The sequence below is a fragment of the Haloferax sp. Q22 genome (assembly GCF_001482285.1).
Taxonomy (GTDB): domain Archaea; phylum Halobacteriota; class Halobacteria; order Halobacteriales; family Haloferacaceae; genus Haloferax.
On record NZ_LOEP01000007.1, the window covers coordinates 18,438 to 35,872 of the forward strand.

The following is a 17,435-nucleotide window of genomic DNA, read 5'->3' on the forward strand; positions in this document are numbered from 1 at the left end:
AAGCCTCACGTCTGACCAATGCTGGCTGGACTCACACGCGGGGTGGCGAGATGACTCGCGACGTGTGCATCGTCGGAGCCGGGGCCGCTGGGGCTGGCGCGGCCTACGCGCTCCGCGAGGCGAACGCGAACGTCACGATTCTCGAGAAGAGCCGCGGCGTGTGCGGGCGCGCCGCGACGCGCCGCCGACACGGCTGTCGGTACGACCATGGCGCGAACTACGTGAAAGACTACGACCGCCGAACGGCGCAGCTCGTCCGCGGACTGGGCGCGGACGGGTTGGTCAACATCGACGAGCCAGTCTGGACGTTCGACGGCGACGGCGTCATCTCGGAAGGCGACAACCGGGACCAACACAAGTGGACGTGGACCGAGGGCATCACGCAACTGGCGAAGCGCCTGCTCGCGGAGACCGAGGCGACCGTCGAGCGCGAGACGCGCGTGGCCGCCATCGACCACAACCCCGACAGCGGCTACTGGTCCGTCGTCGACGAGGCGGGGACGCGACACGGTCCGTTCGACTCGGTGCTCCTGACGCCGCCGGCCCCGCAGACGGCCGGGATTCTCACCGAGATGGGCTGGGGCGACCAGTGCATGGTCGCGCTCCGTGAGGCCATCGGGAGCGTCGAGTACCGGACGGTTCGAACCGTCGTCCTCCACTACCCCTTCGAGCGCGAGGAGCCGTGGTACGCCCTCGTCAACCCCGACAAGACCCACCCGGTCGGCTGGGTCGCCCGCGAGGAGTGCAAGGAGGGCCACGTCCCCGACGGCGAGAGCCTGCTCGTCGTCCAACCGAGCCCCGAGTGGTCCGAAGCGCACTACGACGACCCCCTCGACGACGCGGCCGACGAGGTCGCCGGAATGGTCGCCGAACTCCTCGACGACGAGCGCCTACGCGACCCCGACTGGGTGGACGACCAGGGCTGGCGGTACGCCCTCCCCGACGGCGTCGCCGACCGCGAGATACTCCGCCGCGGGGAGTCACACGGCCTCTACTTCGCTGGCGACTGGACGGTCGGCGAGGGCCGAGTCCACGCCGCGCTCTGGAGCGGCGTCGACGCGGGCGAGCGAATCGCCGAGCAGTAGACGAAAAGAGCCGACGGCGACGACAATAGCCTCAAGGGTCGATGCGACGACCTCGACGCGGCCTCAGATGTCGGCGTCTTCGCCGTACACCGACTCGCCGCGCTGGAGTCGCGCGGCGATGCCGAACGTCTGTTCTCGCTCCCGGCGCGTCGGCGAGTGCGCCGCGAGGTAGCGCGCGACGCCGACGAGGAGGGTCCGCGCCTCCTCGGGCGGCCGCGTCGCCGCCTGTCTGAACCCGGCTTCGAGCGCCTGATAGGTGTGGAAGCCGGCGTCTTCGCGGAGCAGCGCGCCACCGAGTTCGCGGCGGAGCCTCGCCGGGTCGCCGCCGCCGTCGAGGAACCCCGCAGCCGCCCGGCCGGCGTCGTTCACCCGCCCTTCGGCGTCGAACGCCGCGGACAGCGTTTCGAGTGCTTCCGCGGGGTCGGCGTCGGGGGCCGGGTCGGGAAGCGGTGCCGGCGGCGTGTTCAGGAACCGGTCGAGGTAGACGTTGATGGCGGCGTCGAACGCGCCCCGATAGAGCTCTTTCGCGCCCGTCCGCTCGGCGAGTCGGTGGACCGCGTTGGCGTAGGTGAACGTGTGGTGGACCGTGTTCCAGTCGCCGAACTCGTTGGTGGTCGAGAACCGCGCGACGCGGGTCCCGGCGGCGAAGGCGACGACATCGGCGAGTTGGGCGGGCGTCGCACCGCTCCGAATCGCCTCGGTCAGCGCGTCGACGACGGCGTGCTGGTCGTCGCCGAGGAGGGTATCGAGCAGGTCGTCCGGGGAGGACCACGTCTCGTCCGCACCGGCTGCGACGTGGTCGTCGAGGTCGGCGAACACGTCGTCGAGCGCGTCCGCGAGGTCGATTGGGCGACGCCACTCGGCGGACTCCTCGGCGCGGTCGGCGCGGGCGAGTCCGCGGACGAGGCTCGGGAGAACCTCGTCGGCGCGGTCCCAGCCGACGTGGTCGAGCGCCTCGCAGGCCTTGTTCACGAAGTCGAGGACGTGTCCCGTGTCGAGGTAGCGGTGGTCGGTGGCCGCGGCGGCGACCATGCCGGCGAGTTCGGCGTCGTCGTGAGCGGCCGCGATTGCGGTCCGGAGGACGCGCTCCGCGCCGTCGGGATCACGGACCTCGACGTTCTCGCGGAACCACGACCGAAGGCGGTCGAAGTCGGTGTCGGTCGCGCCGAGGGCGTCCTGTTCGAACCGCGGCGGCTCGTCGGAGACGTCGCCCGCGACGTGGACGAGCCCCTGATAGAGCGCACGCTTCCGGTCGTCGGGATCGAGGTCGGGGAGGACGTTCGCCATCGCAGTCAGGATGGTGAGGCCCGACCCCCAGCCGTCGCGCCGGTAGCGACAGCCGAATCGGACGCCGGTCGAAAGCGGCTCCGTCGGCTCGACACCGGCGTCGAGGAGGCCGATGACGGACTTCGCGACGACCAGTCGGAGGTTCTGTTCGAGGCCGTCTTCCAGCCGGTTCGACCAGCGGACCGCCGGCGGGTCGTCCGGGTCGGGGTTCGGGTCGACGTAGACTGTCCCGTCGCGCACCTCCACGGGGTAGGTCCGCACGTCGTCGGCCCACGGGTCGAAGGTGTCGCCGCAGGAGAGTTCGAACCGAGCGTGGTGCCAGTGACAGGTCAGCACGCCCTCGTCAACGGTGCCGCGGGCGAGGGGGAAACCCATGTGCGGACAAGCATTATCTGTGGCCCTGACGGACCCCTCGTGGTCGAAGAGGACGATAGAGCGTCCGTCCAGCGAGACCAGCTCGCGGCCGGACTCTCGGAGGTCCGCGAGGTCGACGGCGGGGCGAAAGCGGTCTTCGGATGCCATGTGCACACGTTCGACACGATGATTCCTAAAGATTCGCTGAAGCGAATTTACGTCAGCGATGTGATGTGTTCCAGAATACTCCGTTTCCGAGGCCTCACACGGCTGGTTTCGAATGGGATCGGTGTTCACCGACCGGCGGACCGCAGTGCCGCGAGCTAGCACGATTCGGGCGTGTCTTTTTCGTTACCGAAGCCTAACGAGGAAGCGTGTCCGCGCTGACCGTCCGCATCGACCCCCACGTGCACTCGGAAGGCTCGTACGACGCGCACGACCCGGTGGAGCTCATCTTGGAGCAGGCCGCCGAAATCGGGTTGGACGCCGTCGTCATCACCGACCACGACGTCATCGACGAGTCGCTCCGAGCGGCGCAACTCGCACCGATGTACGGCCTCGTCGGCATCCCCGGCGTGGAAGTCTCGACGGCCGACGGCCACCTCCTCGCGCTCGGCGTGGAGGAGCTTCCGCCGCGGCGTCGCCCGCTGGACGAGACGGCCCGCTGGGTGCGCGAGCGCGGCGGCGTCGCCATCGTTCCGCACCCCTTCCAGCGGAGCCGACACGGCATCGGTCGCCGTCGGCTCGGCCGGTATCACGACGCCGCGGGCGGCGACGCCTTCGACGCCATCGAGACGTACAACTCGTGGCTCTTCACGGGTTACAAGAACCGCCGTGCCCGCCGGTTCGCCGCGAAGCGCCAGTACCCCGGCGTCGCCGGGAGCGACGCCCACAAGGTCGGGTACGTCGGCCGCGCCTACACCGAAATCGACATCCCCGACGTGTCCCGCGCCTCCCTCGCCGCCGACGACATCTTGGACGCCATCCGCAACGGTTCGACCGAGGTGCAGGGCCGCCGGACGCCGATTCCGACGAGCACGAAACACTACGCCGGCGCGGCCGGCCGGAAGTCCGCGTACTACGCCAAGCGCGGGGCGCTCGGGAGCGCGCTGCTCGCCAAGAAGGGCGCGTTCAAATCCGGCTACTACGCGAAACTCGGCGCGCTCAAGAGCGGGTCGCTGGCGAAGACCGGCGTCGCGCAGGCCGCGCGGATGCTCTACCGGATGTCGCCGCTCTCACGGTAGCGGGCAGTAGCGCGGACGCCGGCGCGAGCGTCGAAAAAGCGTTTGTTCTGTCCTCAGTCGTCCGAACTCACGAGTTCCTCGTACTGCGCGCCGGTCTGCTTCAGTTTCGCCGTCGAGTAGAGTCGCTCGTGGTCGAACGGCAGGTGGTCGGCGGCGAGTTCATCTATCTTCTCGTCGACGGCGTCGGCGTCCCGGCCGTGAATCATGGTAAAGAGGTTGTACTCCCAGCCCTGTTCGGGGCGGCGCGGTCGGTGGTAACAGAGCGTGACGTACGGGAGGCTCCCGACGGCCTCGCCGCGGGCGTCGAGGTCGTCGTCGGGGACGTTCCAGACGACCATGCAGTTGTTCCGAAAGCCCGTGACGATGTGGTTGACGACGCAGCCGATGCGCTTGATACAGCCGTCGGCGAGCAGGTGCTCGACGGCGACGAGCACGTCGTCGACCTCGGCGTCGAGGGCGTCGGCCACGTCCCGGTAGGGGGTCTTCGACAGCGGGAAGCCGCCCTGAATCTCCACGAGCAGGCGTGCTTCGAGCGACGAGAGGTCGCCGGTGGCGTCCTCGGAGATGCGGGTGGCACTCACGTCGGTCGCGCCGAGGCTCTCGCGGGCGAAGCGATCGTCGTTGACGATGGGGAATTCGAGGTCGATGTAGTAGTCGGTGAGCATCGGGAGGTTCAGCACCTCACAGCCGGTTCGCTCCTCGATTTCGGCGAGAATGCGGTCGCGCGTCTCGCGGGAGCCGGCGGTGACGACGAACCACATGTTCCACTCGTGGGCGCGGCGGTAGTTGTGGTTCACCTGCCGGTAGCCGTTGATGAGTTCGGCGACCTCCTCGAAGCGCTCCTCGGGCGCGGAGACGGCCGCGAGGGTCGAACTACCGATGACCGGCGGGTTGAGGACCGGCCCGAACCGCCGGAAGATACCGTCGTCGCGGAGCCGACGGACGCGGTCGAGGGCGTCGTCCTCGTCGATGCCTAGCTCCTCGGCGACGGCGCGGAACGGCCGCTGTTCGACCGGGAAGCCGCTCTGGTAGCCGTCGATAAGCGCCGCATCGACCTCGTCGATGCCGTCCCGCCAATCATCCGACAACGCGCTCATTACCCGGCGTTAGGAGTCGGGAAGCCTATCGCTTTCGGACGGCGACGTCGCTCCCGCGCGACGGGACCGAACGGGACGTTTTTTGACCGCTCGCCCGAACACAGGAGCATGTCAGTAGTCGAAAGCGAGTTCGGGGAATGGCCGCTGAAGCGTCTGATGACGGAAGTCGTCGGCACGGGCACGAAGTCCGCCGAGGACATGAGCCGCGAGCAGGCGTCCGAGGCGATGCGCCGCATCCTCGCCGGCGAACCGGACCACACGACGCTCGGCGCGTTCTGGCTCGCCAACCGCTGGAAGCACAACAACGCGGAGGAACTCGCCGCCTACACCGACGTAATGGCCGAAGGCGTCGAGTACGCCGAACCCGAGGTCGACCCGGTCGACTGCGGCGCGAACTACGACGGCAAGGGCAAGACCGCCATCCTCGGCGTCGCCGCCGGCGTCGTCGCCGCCGCGGCCGGCACGCCCGTCGTCGTCCACTCCGGCGACCGCGTCCCGACACAGAAGCAGGACGCCTACAAGCACGTCCTCGACGAACTCGGCGTCCGGACGGAACTCGACCCCGCGGAGTCCGCCGACATGGTCGACGACACCGGCTTCGGCTTCTACTACCAGCCGCGGTTTAACCCCGCCATCCACGCGCTCTGGGAGCGCCGCGACAACATGGGCGTCCGGACGTTCGTCAACACCATCGAGACCATCGCCAACCCCGCGAACGCCTCGGTCCACCTCGGGTCGTTCTACCACCTCGCGTTCGCCAAGAAGATGGTCGACACCTTCGAGGCGAGCGAGCACCACGACCTCGACCGCGTCCTCATGTTCCAGGGCATGGAGGGCTACGACGACATCCGCCCCGGCTACACGAAGGTCGCCGAGTGGACCGCCGGCGACGACGGCGAGGCCACCTTCGACGACTTCGACATCGAGACCGCCGAGTACGGCATGGACTTCGAGTACGACGACCTCGGCGTCGACGAGGACGACGTGGCCGGCGACTCCGCCGAAATCACGGAAGCCGTGCTCGCCGGCGGCGAGGACCGCTTCGCCGACGCCGTCGCCCTCAACGCGGCGCTCCGCATCTACGCCCGCGAAGACGCGGAAACCATCGACGAGGGGCTCGACATGGCCCGCGACGCCATCACCTCCGGCGACGCGGAAGCCGTGCTCGAAGACCTGCGCGAGTTCTGAACTCGCAGTCGCAGCCGACTCGAACGCTCTCGGTTCAACACGTCGGCCCTACCGACTCACCGCCGACGTACCGAACCGACTCCACGCCAACGACGTAGACCGATTCTGACGACCCGTCGGCGTGCGACCGGTTCGTGCTGTACCAGTACGGGTGCGAGACGCGGACCGTCCAGCCGTCGAGGCTTCGGCCGACGACCGACGCCGATTCGTCGCTGACGGTCGCCGACGTGCCGTAGGTTGTGATGCACTCGTTGGCCGCCAGTTCGGTCTGGAGGCGCGTTTCTTCCGCCGCTATCGCCCGCCGTTGGGCCTCCCTGTCGAGGACGAAGACGGTGCCCGCCGCGACGACAAGGAGAACCAAGAGAAGCGAGAACGCGGCGCGGCGGTCCATACGAACTTGACCGTCGAGTGCGGATAAATGTTTTCTGCCCTATATGTCGAGGTCGCCGTCGGCCTCGTCGAAGGGGTCGCCGCCTTCGGTGTCGCCCTCGCCGTCGTCCAGCGGGAGCGCAATGCCGACGAGCGTCTCGCCGCCCGTGACGGTCGCCTCGCGGGCGATGGAGTAGACGAGACCCGCGCGCTCGGCTTCGACCTCCTGCAGCACCTCGTAGGTGGTCGGGTCGTACACCCAGCCGAGGTGGTCGCCGGGGCGGACCTCGCGGGCGAGTTCCACGTCCTCGCGGGCGACGAACAGCCCCGAGGCGGCGGCTTGCACGCGGCCGAGGTGGTTGCGATAGGTGCGGCCGTCCCACGGTTCGACCGCGCCGGAGAGGATGCCCATGTCGCGGCAGACGTTGAGGACGCCCTCGACGCCGGCGACGATAGCCGGCTCGACGAGCTGTTTGTTGTGGGCGAGTTCCGGGGTGATGGAGGGGATGCCCGCGTTCGTGGCCGCGACGCGGAGTTTGCCGTCGAAGCTCCGTTCGGTCCACTCGTCGTCGGCGTCCTCCCCGGCGGCCTCCGCGAGGAGGATGTCGACGCCGAACGCCCGCGCGAGGTCGCGGGAAGCCTCGTCGCCCCGGAGGTAGACGGTGTGAGTGAGCATGTCCGGGCTCCCGGTGTGGAGGTCGATGATGGCGTCGGACTCGCTGATGTACTCCCAGAGCTTCGCGGCCATGCGCTGGTGGAGCGACCCGTTGGCGTCGCCCGGCCAGACGCGGTTCATGTTGGAGTTGACGGAGTCGAGCACCTCGGGGGTGACGTAGGAGACGCGGTCGAACGTCAGCGGGTCGGCGACGGGGACGGCGACGACGCGGCCCGAAAGCTCCGCGCGTTCGAGGCGGCCGTGCAGTCGGCGGAGCACTTCGGTGCCGTTGATTTCACGCCCGTGTTGGGCGGCCTGCACGTAGAGCGTCGGGCCGTCCGTCCCGTCGGCTGGCTCGTAGGTGTGAACCGTCGTCTGTACCGGGACGCCGGAGGGGAGGCGAGTGAGCGTCACGGTCTCCGCGGTGTGCATATCCGACGCATCGCGGTGGGGTGTCTTGTAGTTAGGGGAGCGAGAAAGGCGGACGGTTCGGGGCGATACCGGGCGTCAGTTCCGGTCGTTCGAGGTGTCGATGCCGAACGGCAGATAGAGCGGACACGTCCGGCGGAATCCGGTCACGAGCAGGATGACGCCGACGGCCGCGACGAACACGGAACCGAGCGCCGCGGGCACCGGATCGAACCCGAGCGAGAACAGCCCCGCGTAGCTCCCGACGCCGCCGACGACGAGGAGCGCGCCGAGCGCGAGGCGAACAGTCCGGTCGAGCGTGCCGACGTTTCGTACCATATAGTAGTGCTTATTCTCCACAATACATTAATCCAGCGCAGGTTCCGAGCCGACGGGAGTGATTGAAACGGAATGTCTGTTGCGGGCGAGTCAGTCGTCAGCCGGCGCTCCACCGGAGGATTCGGTCGCTGACCGGGAGAAGTAGCTCGCGAGGAGCGGCCCGGTGATGTTGTGCCAGACGCTGAACAGCGCCGGCGGAAGTGCGGCGGCGGGTGAGAAGAACGACAGCGCGAGGGCCGCCGCGAGCCCGCTGTTCTGGAGGCCGACCTCGAACGTCGTCGTCCGGACGCGGTCCTCGGACATCCCGGCGAGGCGGCCGGTGCCGTAGCCGGTGCCGAGGCCGATGGCGTTGTGGAGGACGACGGCCCCGATGGCGGCCGCGCCCGCGCCGAGGATGGTATCGACGTTGAGGCCGACAACGGCCGCGACGATGGCGACGATGCTCAGGACCGAGACGAGCGGGAACACGTCGAGGCCGACTTCGGCGACCTCGGGCGCGTTGCGGTCGAGCACGACGCGGAGCGCGAAGCCGAGGACGACCGGGATGAAGACGATTTGGACGATATTGACAAACAGGTCCATGAAGCCGACCTGCAGCTGTTCGCCGGCGAGCGCGACGACCCACGCGGGCATGACCAGCGGCGCGGCCAGCGTGGTGACGGTCGTGATGGCGACCGAGAGCGCCACGTCGCCTTTCCCGAGGTAGGCCATGACGTTCGAGGCGGTGCCGCCGGGGGCCGCGCCGACGAGGATGACGCCGACGGCGAGTTCCGGCGGGAGCGAGAGGACCACCGTGAGCGCGTAGGCGGCGGTCGGCATGATGAGCCATTGGCGAGCGCGCCGATGGCCACGTCTCGCGGGCGCTCCGCGAGCCGGCGGAAGTCAACGGGTTGGAGCGTCAGCCCCATCCCGAGCATGATGAGCCCGAGGAGCGGCGAGATGTAGGGCGCAATCCACGTGAACAGGTCCGGTTGCGCCAACGCGGCGGCCGATGCGAGGAGCACGAGGCCGACGAAGTAGGTGTTGGCGAGTTCCGACAGGCGTTCGAGGGTCGCGCGGGCGTTCATTCTGACCGCCCTCCGTCAAATTGTGATGTCATCTCACACCACTCGGTCGCGGGGGAGAAAAACGTCTGTCGGTGTGACAGTCAGCGGAACCGACCGGAAGACGCGGGCCGAACGGGGTCGTGTCACCGACGGAGAACCGGAGAGCCGCGTCACCGGCGACGAACCGGAGGCGGCACGGTTTTCACTCGCCCGCCCGACGGGTCGAGTATGAGCGACAACCCAACGGCCACGCTCCACACGAACAAGGGCGACATCACGGTCGAACTCTTCGAGGACAAGGTCCCGAACACGGTCGAGAACTTCGTCGGCCTCGCGACGGGCGAGAAGACGTGGGTCCACCCCGAGACGGACGAGACGATGGAGGGTGAGCCCCTCTACGAGGACATCCTCTTCCACCGCATCATCTCGGACTTCATGATTCAGGGCGGCGACCCGACAGGGACCGGCCGCGGCGGCCCCGGCTACACCTTCGACGACGAGTTCCACTCGAACCTCAGCCACGACGGCCCCGGCGTGCTCTCGATGGCGAACCGCGGCCCCAACACGAACGGCTCGCAGTTCTTCATCACGCTCGACGCCCAGCCCCACCTCGACGGCAAGCACGCCGTCTTCGGGAAGGTCACGGACGGCATGGACGTCGTCGAGGACATCGGCTCGGTCCCGACCGACCGCAACGACAAGCCGGTGTCCGACGTGGTCCTCGAATCGGTCGACGTCGAGCAGTAAACGCCGCGAACCTCGGGACGGCCGCGAACGGCGGTACCTGCCCGGACGCTATCCGCTCGTGTTCGTCGCGGGGACGACGGTCCGGCCGCCGCTCGAACCGTCGGCGCGGTCGAGCCACGCCGGTCGCGTGACCGTCGTCTCGCCGACCGCGTCGTACGCGAACCAGACCTCGACGCCGAGGCCGTCGCGGGTCTCGTAGGTGACGCGCATCGAACGGACGAACCCGCCTTCTTCGACGACTGCTTCGACCCGATAGCCGCGCGACCGCGGGAAGTCGGTGCCGCGGCCCTCGATTCGGTACAGCGCCACCTCGTTTTCGACGCTCGCGTTCGCCGGGGTCGTCACGCGTGCCACGCTCGTCTCGTCCGTCGAGAGGTACCAGTCGAGATAGCGGGCAGCGCGCGAGGCCTGTCGCCCCGTTCCGTCCCGCACGTCTGGATCGAGGACGCGGGCGGCGACGCCGTCCGGCTCGGTGGGTCGGCGGGCGTATCGCGTGGTCCCGTCTGCGTAGGCGTCCTCCGAGGCGGTCGGGCGCGGGAACGCCCTGAGTCGCCCGGCGCGCTGCACCTCGGAGACGTAGACGTGCGGGGCCTCGACGTGAACGACCTCGACTTCGCGGCCCGTCTCGTCGCCGGCGATGGACTCGCGGTAGCCGAGCGTCCAGCGGTACGACCGATTCGCCGCGGCCCGGCGGTGGGCCGCCGCGAGGAGCGTCGCGTTCTCGACGCCGGCGGTGGTCACGCCGGGGGCGACCGTTCGCGGTTCGGGCGTCGGCGTCGGCTCGGGTGTCGTCGCCGCGGCCGGCGTCGGGGACGACGGCTGTTGCCCGCCCAGCGCGTCACCGAGCACCGGCACGCCGCCCGAACCGGCGGTCACGACGACCGCCGCGAGGAGGAGCGCGACGAAGAGAAGCGGCGCGACCGGGAGCGACAAGAGCGCAGGAGGGAGCAGAGATGCGAACGGCCCGGTCCGCGCGCCGCCTGCGTCCTCGGCCCCTCCTGCACCCCCAGCCCCACCATCGGCCGGCAAGTCGGCGAGGCGGACGCCGAAGTGGTCGGCAACGAGGTCGTCGCCGCGGCCGTCGGGGAGGCCGTATCGAACGAGTTCGTAGAGGTCGTCGAGCGAGAGGACGCGGGTGTCGTCGGGAGTTGCGCGTCGGATTCGCTCGGGGTCGCCCAGTGCGACGACGACTGTCGCCTCGTCGGGAACCGACGGCGACAGGGAAAACCGAGGACGGGAGCCGATCGCGAGTCGCTCGGTTCGGTCGCCTCGGCGGGCGACGACGAGGCGGTCTTCGACGGTCGTCTCCCACCCGCGGGCGGTCCAGAGGTCGGCGAGGAACCGGCGGCGGTCGCTGGGGCCGGCGGCGCGAATCAGGTCGCTGAAGCGCGAGCGACGGAACTGCCGCATCGCTCGGAATTAGGGCTCGATGGCGAAAGCATCACCGGGCACGGACCGAGGTTTGGTTTGGTTTCTGCCGCCGCGCGACCGACAGCGCAAAGACCACCGCGTGGCAAGGGCCGACGATGAGCGAGGAGTCCGAGCGTCCGAAGCCGAGCGACTTCGGAACCGACGAGAACGCCCCGCCGGTCGACGAAAAGCCCTACAAGATAATCTTCGAGGCGAACAAGTGCTTCGGGGCCGGCCGGTGCGCCGAGGTCGCCGACAACTGGGAGATGGACCTCGAAACCGGCCTCGCCCGCGCGAAGTCGTATTTCGTCGGCGAGGACGAACTCGACGAGAACATCGAGGCGGCGGAGGTCTGCCCGGCGAAGAAGGGCCGCGGCGTCATCCACGTCATCGACCGCCGAACCGACGAGGAGCTATCGCCCGACCCCGACGGCGACGGGACGCTCTCGGTCGACTGGTAAAGCGAAAGCACTTTTCACCCCCTCGGAGAACGGGAGAGTGCGCGGGGGTGGCTGAGCTAGGCCAAAAGCGGCGGACTTAAGATCCGCTCCCGTAGGGGTTCGCGAGTTCAAATCTCGTCCCCCGCACTTGTACCGAGGAACTACGTGACGAGTGTCAAGTGCGGCCAGAGAGATTTGAACCCGACGAGTCGCAGCACCCGAGCGACAGCGAGGGTGACCGTCTCGGCACGGTTCACAATCTCGTCCCCCGCACTTGTTCCGAGGAACTACGTGACGAGTGCCGAGTGCGAACAGAGTGATTTGAACCCGACGAGTCGCAGCGTCCGAGCGGAGCGCGAACGACCGTCTCGAATCGATTCAACACCCGCCCAGTCGTCCCACACGTCTCAGAATCTGATTGCCTTCCACTACTCTAGTTCCCCGTCTCTCGCCGTCTACTGCTCTCGCCACCCGTCGGGGAGACGCCGAGGATTCGGTCGCACACATCGCAAAAAATCTGCGTCGGTATTGCGTCGCGACGGCGCTTTTACGCCGGGAGTTCGACGCCGAGTTGCGAGAACAGCGTCGCCATGCTCGCGGCGTCTTTCACTTCGACGATGGTTCCCTCGTCGATGCGGCGGTAGCTGAACCCGTCGACTTCGACCTGCGAGCCCGTCGGCTCGATGCCGCGGAACGTCCCGAGATGCGTGCCACGAAGGGTCCACCAGACCATCACGGCGTCGCCCTCGGCGACGATCGCGTTGATTTCGGTCATCGCGTCCGGGAACGCGCCGTCCCACTCGCTGTGCAGTTCCTTGATGTCTTCGCGCGTGACGAGCACCTCGTCGGACCCGCTTCGCGTCGTGGCGATGCGGACGGTGTCGGCGTACAGTTCGTCGAGCGCGTCGAGTTCGTCGCGGTTCCACGCCCGGTCGAACTCGGTTCGAATCAGGGCGCGGTTCTCCTCTGTGACCGTTCGTGTCGACATGCGTACCCACCCGGCGTCGCCGCGGCGACCAGTCCGGCCTCGCACCGACGCCATCGTGGAGTACGACCCGCGAAGAGATAGTGTAGTGCTACCAGATAGCACCCACCGAGGATGGATGGCGAGCGGGAAGGCGGGCGAACGACAGCGACCGGCGACCACGTTATCTCGGTTCCCCGCCAACGTGTAGGAATGGCTTCGACGCGTAGATACCGCTACTCGGATGGACAGGGGTTCGGCGACCCCTACGAAGGGTTCGATCTCGACCCGCCGACGTACCGGGTGAACGGACGGCTCGTCGACCCCGCGGACGACCACGCCCTCGCCGAGCTGGTGGACGAGGCGGGAATCGACCCCGAGGCGGTCGACGCGGCGGCGCTCGTCGAGGTCGGACTGGCCTACGTCGCCATCGAGGAGTACGAACAGGCCGTCGACAGTTTCAGTCGGGCAGTCGCCTACGCCGGCGAGGACTCGCCGACGGCGTGCGAGGCGTGGGTGAACAAGGGCGTCGCCCACGCGCAACTCGGCGAGTACGACGAAGCAATCGGCGCGTACCGCGAGGCGCTCCGCATCGACAACGACGGCGAGCACGCCGCGGCCGCGGAGACGAACCTCGCGTACGCGTTGTGGGAACTCGGCGACTCGTCGGGGCCGCTCGACCGCGCCGAGCGCGCCGTCGAACTCGACCCGCGGCTCCCGCAGGCGTGGTACAACCGCGGCTTCTTCCTCGCCGAACGCGGCCTCCACGAAGAGGCCGTCCGCTGTTTCGACACCGCCATCTCACTCGGACTGCGCGATAGCTCGGTGCGGGGCGAGCGCGACCGGTCCCTCGCGTTCCTCGAAGACGCCGTGGGGGGCGAGACCGAAGCGTCGGTGGACTCGACGCCGCACCGCGTCCGTAACCCCGGAGCCGCCGTGGACTCGGACCCCGACGACGCGACTGACCCGGACGTGAGAGAGCGAGGCGAGTAGGACCGCTCCCACAAACATTTTGACAGTTCGGCTAATGAGATGTAATTAGACCGTGTCACCCGGACTCCTCGTCACGCGATTCGACGCCGCGCTCTTCGGGATGGCCGTCTTCCTCCTCATCGGGGCGGTTATCGGCGTCGTGTCCGCCCTCCCCACGCCGCTGGCCACGGGTGGCGGCGCGACCGGAGCCGCTGCCCTCGCGTTCGGCGTCACCGTGAGCGAACTGTAGCCGATTCTCGGAACCCGTAATTCGGTGAGAGCGAAGGCTCCCGATCTTTCAGCTAATATCATACTTGATAGCTAGCGGGACAACGCTTTACGTCGCTCTCTTGCTACCAAGTGGCATGAAGCTCGCCACGCTGGTTCCGACGGTGCTCAGGCGGAGCTACCTTCGGAAGTTTCTGTTCGTTATCCTCCTCGTGGCCGCGGTGATGGGCGGGTTCGGCCTGTACGTCTCGGACGCGGTCGGAACCGAGGTCAGAGCCGACACCCACAGCGACCTCGAGATGGTCGCCACGTTGGAGGCCGAGGGGCTGTCGAGTTGGATGGACGGCTACGCCCGGACCACCCGGATGCTCTCGGAGTACGAGACCGTCCAGACGGGCGACCCAGACACCATCGACGAGACGTTCGAACGCGAGAAGGATACGCTCCCCGACGAGGTGATGGCTATCCACTACGTGAAGCCCTCGAACCGCGACATCGTCCGCAGCACCGACGGCGTGATAGAGGCCAAGTCGGTCTCCGACCTCGGCCTGTCGTGGACGACCGGGTCGCTGACGATGTACGACCCCGACGCGGTCGCCATCTCCGAGGTCTACCGCTACGCCGGGAGCGAGCGCCTTGCCTTCCTCAGTCCGGTGGCGGGCCGGGACGGGGCGGTGATGGTCGTCGTCGACGCGACGAAGCACGCCGAACTGTTGAGCGAACCGGTCGAGGGGTCGCAGACCCGCGTGGTGACTGAGGGGGGTGTCATCGCCTTCGACAAGTACGGCAAGAACGTCCTCACGACATACCGTGAGGGCGCGGCGACGCCGGCGCTCGACGCCGCGCTCGGCGGCGAGACCGGGGTCGTCGAACGCGAGGGCGAAGGCGGCACGGGCGACGAAGTCGTCGCCTACGCGCCCTTCTCGGGGACGAACTGGGCGGTTCTCGTGGAAGCGCCCCAGCGCAACGCCTACGCGGTCGCGCGGGTCGTCGAGCGCGACGTCGCCGTCCTCATCGGCGTGGGCCTCGCCGGCCTCGCGCTGGTCGGGGTCGTCATCGGCCGCAACACGGTGCTGTCCCTCCGGCGGCTCCGGACCAAGGCGGAAGCGCTCGCCGGCGGCGACCTCGACGTGGACCTCGAAACCCGCAGAGTCGACGAGTTCGGGGCGCTGACGAACGCGTTCGCCGAGATGCGCGACGGACTACGCGAGCGCATCGAAGCCGCCGAAGACGCGCGCCGCGACCTCGCGAGCGCCGCGGACGACTACCGCGAGACGATGGACGCCGCGGCGACGGGTGACCTGACGGTGCGCACGTCGGTCGAACCGGACGATGAGGCGATGGCGGCCGTCGGCGACGGCATCGACGCGATGCTCGCCGACCTCGAAGCGACTATCGGACGGGTCGCGGCGTTCGCGGCGACCGTCGACGCGGCGGGCGAGCGCGTCACCGCCGGCACCGAGGAGGTCAGCGCCGCGTCCGAGCGGGTCGAACTGGCGACGGCCGACATCTCCGACGGCGCGGCCGAGCAGGCGTCGCTCCTCTCCGAGGTCTCCTCGGAGATGCAGGACCTCTCGGCGACGGTCGAGGAGGTCGCCGCCTCCGCCGACGAACTCGCTGACCTCGCGGGTGACGCCGCGGAGCGCGGCGAGGCCGGCCGGGACGCGAGCGCCGCCGTCCACGACGAGATGGCGAACATCGACGCACGCGTCGCGGCCGCGGCCGAGGGCGTCGAAGCGCTCCGCGATGAGGTGGCCGACATCGGCGAGGTAGTCGACCTCATCGAAGACATCGCCGACCAGACGAACCTGCTCGCACTCAACGCCTCCATCGAGACTGCCCGCGCCGGCGACGCGGGCGCGGGCTTCGCCGTCGTCGCGGACAGCGTGAAGGCGCTCGCCGGCGAGACCGCCGACGCGACGACCGAAATCGCGTCGTCCATCGAGTCAGTCGAGGAGACGGCCGACGAGACGGTCGATGCGGTCAAGGCCGCCCGAGAGCGCGTCTCGCGAGGGTCCGAGACGGTCGAAACCAGCGTTACGGCCATCGACGAGGCGGTCGACCGACTGGAGGAAGTCGACCATGGTGTCGCCGCCATCGACGAGGCAACCGCCTCGCAGGCGTCGGCCGCGCAGTCGGTCGCGCGCCTCGCAGACGAGGCCGCCGAAATCGCCGACGAGACACGGACCGAGGCGGCCGACGTGGCCGGCGCGGCCCACGAGCAGAACGACGCGATGGTCACCGTCGCCGGACAGATGCAGGAGCTATCGTCGACGACCGACGAGTTGCGGGCGCTCGCCGACCGGTTCGAGGTGCGCGAAACGGCGGAGCGAGACGGCGACGCCGACGCCGACGCGGGCGAGTCCGGAGCCGAGGGCGATGCAACTGCGACGGCGGACGAGACGGGTTCCGAACCGATTTCGTCGCCGACGATGGCCGAGGCGTTCGAGACGACCGACGGCTTGGGCGAGGACTGACGCGGCCGCGTCGCTGGCGGATTGTTACTGCTTAGACATCGCTGGGGTTGGACATCGCTCGGGTCAGTCTGTTCGATTTCGAGCGCGCGCGACACGGACCGGCGGCTCTCGGATGTGAGTTTCGTGAGAAAGGGATAGGCAGCCGCACGGGAGCGGCCCGCGCGGCAAATGCCGCCCTAGATTGGTCCCCGCTGACGCTTCGGCCCTCCAAAGCGAAGCGTCACCTGAATGGAGTGCGGCGAGATACTTAAACGTGCCGCCATTCGTCCAAAACCGCCGCAGGCGGGCGATTCGAGGGCGCTCGCGACGCAACGGGCTTTTCTCCCGTCGGGACCTTCGTCCGGTCATGAGCGAAGACGACATCCCCGGTCGGGTCCGCCGCGCGTTCGGCGACCACGGGTCGTTCGAACCGGTCGACGACCGCACCTTCGAGTCCGTGACGACGCCGTTCGACGGCACCGTCAGCGTCGCGGCGCAGGAGAGCGGCCACGTCAAGTTCGGCGTGGAGGTCCGCGTCCCGATGCTCTCGGCGGTCGCCGACGACGTGGCACCCGTCGTCGAAGACGGCTGGTACGAGACGTTCGAACTCCGCCTCGAAGACGTGAACGGCGTCGTCGCCGGCGACCACGACCTCGAACCCGACGTGACTCGCGCGGGCGACGAGGCGGTCGTCCGGGCGAGTTTCGCCGACATCAACGAGCGCCGCGGCGTCGACGACGCCGGCGCGGTCATCGACTACGTCGAAGGCACGTTCGTCGAGGGAATCATCCCCGGCTACGACTACGGCGAACCGGTGACGAGTCTCATCCAGAGCGCGCGGGACACCGCTGGCGCGGGCTTCTGAGGAACAGCCGTTTAGGTTTAGAGACGCGCGGACTGCGCGCCGCCTCAGTCCATCGCGATGTACGTCTGGGTGTCTTCGATGCCCGACACCGACTGGATGCCGCCCGCGATGTCCTTCACGTCGGCGGGGGTGTCCACCTCGACTTTCACGATGAAGTCCACGTCGCCGGCGACAATGTGGGCGCTGACGATGCCGTCCGAGACGGCCAACAGCTCCTGTTTCAGCTGGTCGATGCCGTCCGAGACGGGCGCGGCCTTGACCATGATGTAGGCGTAGACCAT

At 68.6% G+C, this 17,435-nt stretch carries 17 protein-coding genes, 1 tRNA gene and 1 pseudogene; 10 read left to right on the plus strand and 9 right to left on the minus strand.

The annotated features are described in order from the left end of the window. The first annotated feature begins 50 nt into the window (after positions 1-50). Complete coding sequence (locus AM590_RS02355; protein ID WP_058826043.1) at positions 51-1,085, plus strand: NAD(P)/FAD-dependent oxidoreductase; 1,035 nt, start codon at positions 51-53, stop codon at positions 1,083-1,085. A gap of 63 nt (positions 1,086-1,148) precedes the next feature. Here the strand turns inward: AM590_RS02355 and AM590_RS02360 are convergent, their stop codons facing one another. Then, entirely contained in the window at positions 1,149-2,894 is a 1,746-nt protein-coding gene (locus AM590_RS02360; protein WP_058826044.1) for a Rieske 2Fe-2S domain-containing protein, read from the minus strand. 206 nt (positions 2,895-3,100) lie between these two features. On the opposite strand from AM590_RS02360, the gene AM590_RS02365 reads away from it, so the two are divergent. Further along, positions 3,101-3,970, plus strand: a complete 870-nt coding sequence (locus AM590_RS02365; RefSeq protein WP_058826045.1) for a PHP domain-containing protein — start codon at positions 3,101-3,103, stop codon at positions 3,968-3,970. Between the two features lie 53 nt (positions 3,971-4,023). Here AM590_RS02365 and AM590_RS02370 read toward each other — a convergent pair whose 3' ends face one another. Next, complete coding sequence (locus tag AM590_RS02370; protein WP_058826046.1) at positions 4,024-5,067, minus strand: Lrp/AsnC family transcriptional regulator; 1,044 nt, start codon at positions 5,065-5,067, stop codon at positions 4,024-4,026. 108 nt (positions 5,068-5,175) lie between these two features. Here AM590_RS02370 and AM590_RS02375 point away from each other — a divergent pair, with 108 nt between their 5' ends. Continuing rightward, on the plus strand, positions 5,176-6,255 hold the full coding sequence (locus AM590_RS02375) for an anthranilate phosphoribosyltransferase (protein ID WP_058826047.1): 1,080 nt from the start codon (positions 5,176-5,178) through the stop codon (positions 6,253-6,255). A gap of 34 nt (positions 6,256-6,289) precedes the next feature. Here AM590_RS02375 and AM590_RS02380 read toward each other — a convergent pair whose 3' ends face one another. The 4 genes and pseudogenes from AM590_RS02380 to AM590_RS02395 form a co-directional block, all read right to left on the minus strand. Beyond that, complete coding sequence (locus AM590_RS02380; protein WP_058826048.1) at positions 6,290-6,646, minus strand: hypothetical protein; 357 nt, start codon at positions 6,644-6,646, stop codon at positions 6,290-6,292. A gap of 39 nt (positions 6,647-6,685) precedes the next feature. Beyond that, positions 6,686-7,711, minus strand: coding sequence for a succinylglutamate desuccinylase/aspartoacylase family protein (locus tag AM590_RS02385; protein WP_058826049.1), 1,026 nt, complete (start codon positions 7,709-7,711; stop codon positions 6,686-6,688). A gap of 75 nt (positions 7,712-7,786) precedes the next feature. Beyond that, entirely contained in the window at positions 7,787-8,026 is a 240-nt protein-coding gene (locus AM590_RS02390; protein WP_058826050.1) for a DUF2892 domain-containing protein, read from the minus strand. Between the two features lie 90 nt (positions 8,027-8,116). Beyond that, positions 8,117-9,093, minus strand: a pseudogene (locus AM590_RS02395) (bile acid:sodium symporter family protein). Positions 9,094-9,300: 207 nt separating this feature from the next. Between AM590_RS02395 and AM590_RS02400 the strand changes: the two are divergent. Continuing rightward, entirely contained in the window at positions 9,301-9,819 is a 519-nt protein-coding gene (locus AM590_RS02400; RefSeq protein ID WP_058826051.1) for a peptidylprolyl isomerase, read from the plus strand. A 48-nt stretch (positions 9,820-9,867) separates the two neighbouring features. On the opposite strand, the gene AM590_RS02405 is transcribed toward AM590_RS02400, so the two are convergent. Beyond that, a complete protein-coding gene (locus AM590_RS02405; RefSeq protein ID WP_058826052.1) occupies positions 9,868-11,229 on the minus strand; it encodes a hypothetical protein in 1,362 nt (453 codons plus the stop codon). Positions 11,230-11,345: 116 nt separating this feature from the next. Between AM590_RS02405 and AM590_RS02410 the strand changes: the two genes are divergently transcribed. Both AM590_RS02410 and AM590_RS02415 read left to right on the plus strand, forming a co-directional pair. Then, positions 11,346-11,690 (plus strand): ferredoxin, encoded by a 345-nt coding sequence (locus tag AM590_RS02410; protein ID WP_058566604.1) that lies wholly within the window; start codon positions 11,346-11,348, stop codon positions 11,688-11,690. Positions 11,691-11,731: 41 nt separating this feature from the next. Continuing rightward, positions 11,732-11,816 (plus strand) — tRNA-Leu (locus AM590_RS02415). A gap of 400 nt (positions 11,817-12,216) precedes the next feature. On the opposite strand, the gene AM590_RS02420 is transcribed toward AM590_RS02415, so the two are convergent. After that, entirely contained in the window at positions 12,217-12,657 is a 441-nt protein-coding gene (locus AM590_RS02420; RefSeq protein WP_058826122.1) for an ester cyclase, read from the minus strand. Positions 12,658-12,846: 189 nt separating this feature from the next. On the opposite strand from AM590_RS02420, the gene AM590_RS02425 reads away from it, so the two are divergent. The 4 genes from AM590_RS02425 to AM590_RS02435 all read left to right on the plus strand — a co-directional run bounded on the left by AM590_RS02425 (position 12,847) and on the right by AM590_RS02435 (position 17,154). Beyond that, positions 12,847-13,626: a tetratricopeptide repeat protein gene (locus AM590_RS02425; protein ID WP_058826053.1), complete on the plus strand. Its 780-nt coding sequence runs from the start codon at positions 12,847-12,849 to the stop codon at positions 13,624-13,626. A gap of 52 nt (positions 13,627-13,678) precedes the next feature. Further along, a complete protein-coding gene (locus AM590_RS20720) occupies positions 13,679-13,855 on the plus strand; it encodes a hypothetical protein (protein WP_172795741.1) in 177 nt (58 codons plus the stop codon). Positions 13,856-13,970: 115 nt separating this feature from the next. Continuing rightward, complete coding sequence (locus AM590_RS02430; RefSeq protein WP_058826054.1) at positions 13,971-16,310, plus strand: methyl-accepting chemotaxis protein; 2,340 nt, start codon at positions 13,971-13,973, stop codon at positions 16,308-16,310. 346 nt (positions 16,311-16,656) lie between these two features. Continuing rightward, positions 16,657-17,154, plus strand: a complete 498-nt coding sequence (locus AM590_RS02435) for a DUF5813 family protein (protein ID WP_058826055.1) — start codon at positions 16,657-16,659, stop codon at positions 17,152-17,154. A 44-nt stretch (positions 17,155-17,198) separates the two neighbouring features. Here the strand turns inward: AM590_RS02435 and AM590_RS02440 are convergent, their stop codons facing one another. Continuing rightward, the gene (locus tag AM590_RS02440; RefSeq protein WP_058826056.1) at positions 17,199-17,435 is read right to left on the minus strand and encodes an Lrp/AsnC ligand binding domain-containing protein; all 237 of its coding nucleotides are present in this window, start codon (positions 17,433-17,435) and stop codon (positions 17,199-17,201) included.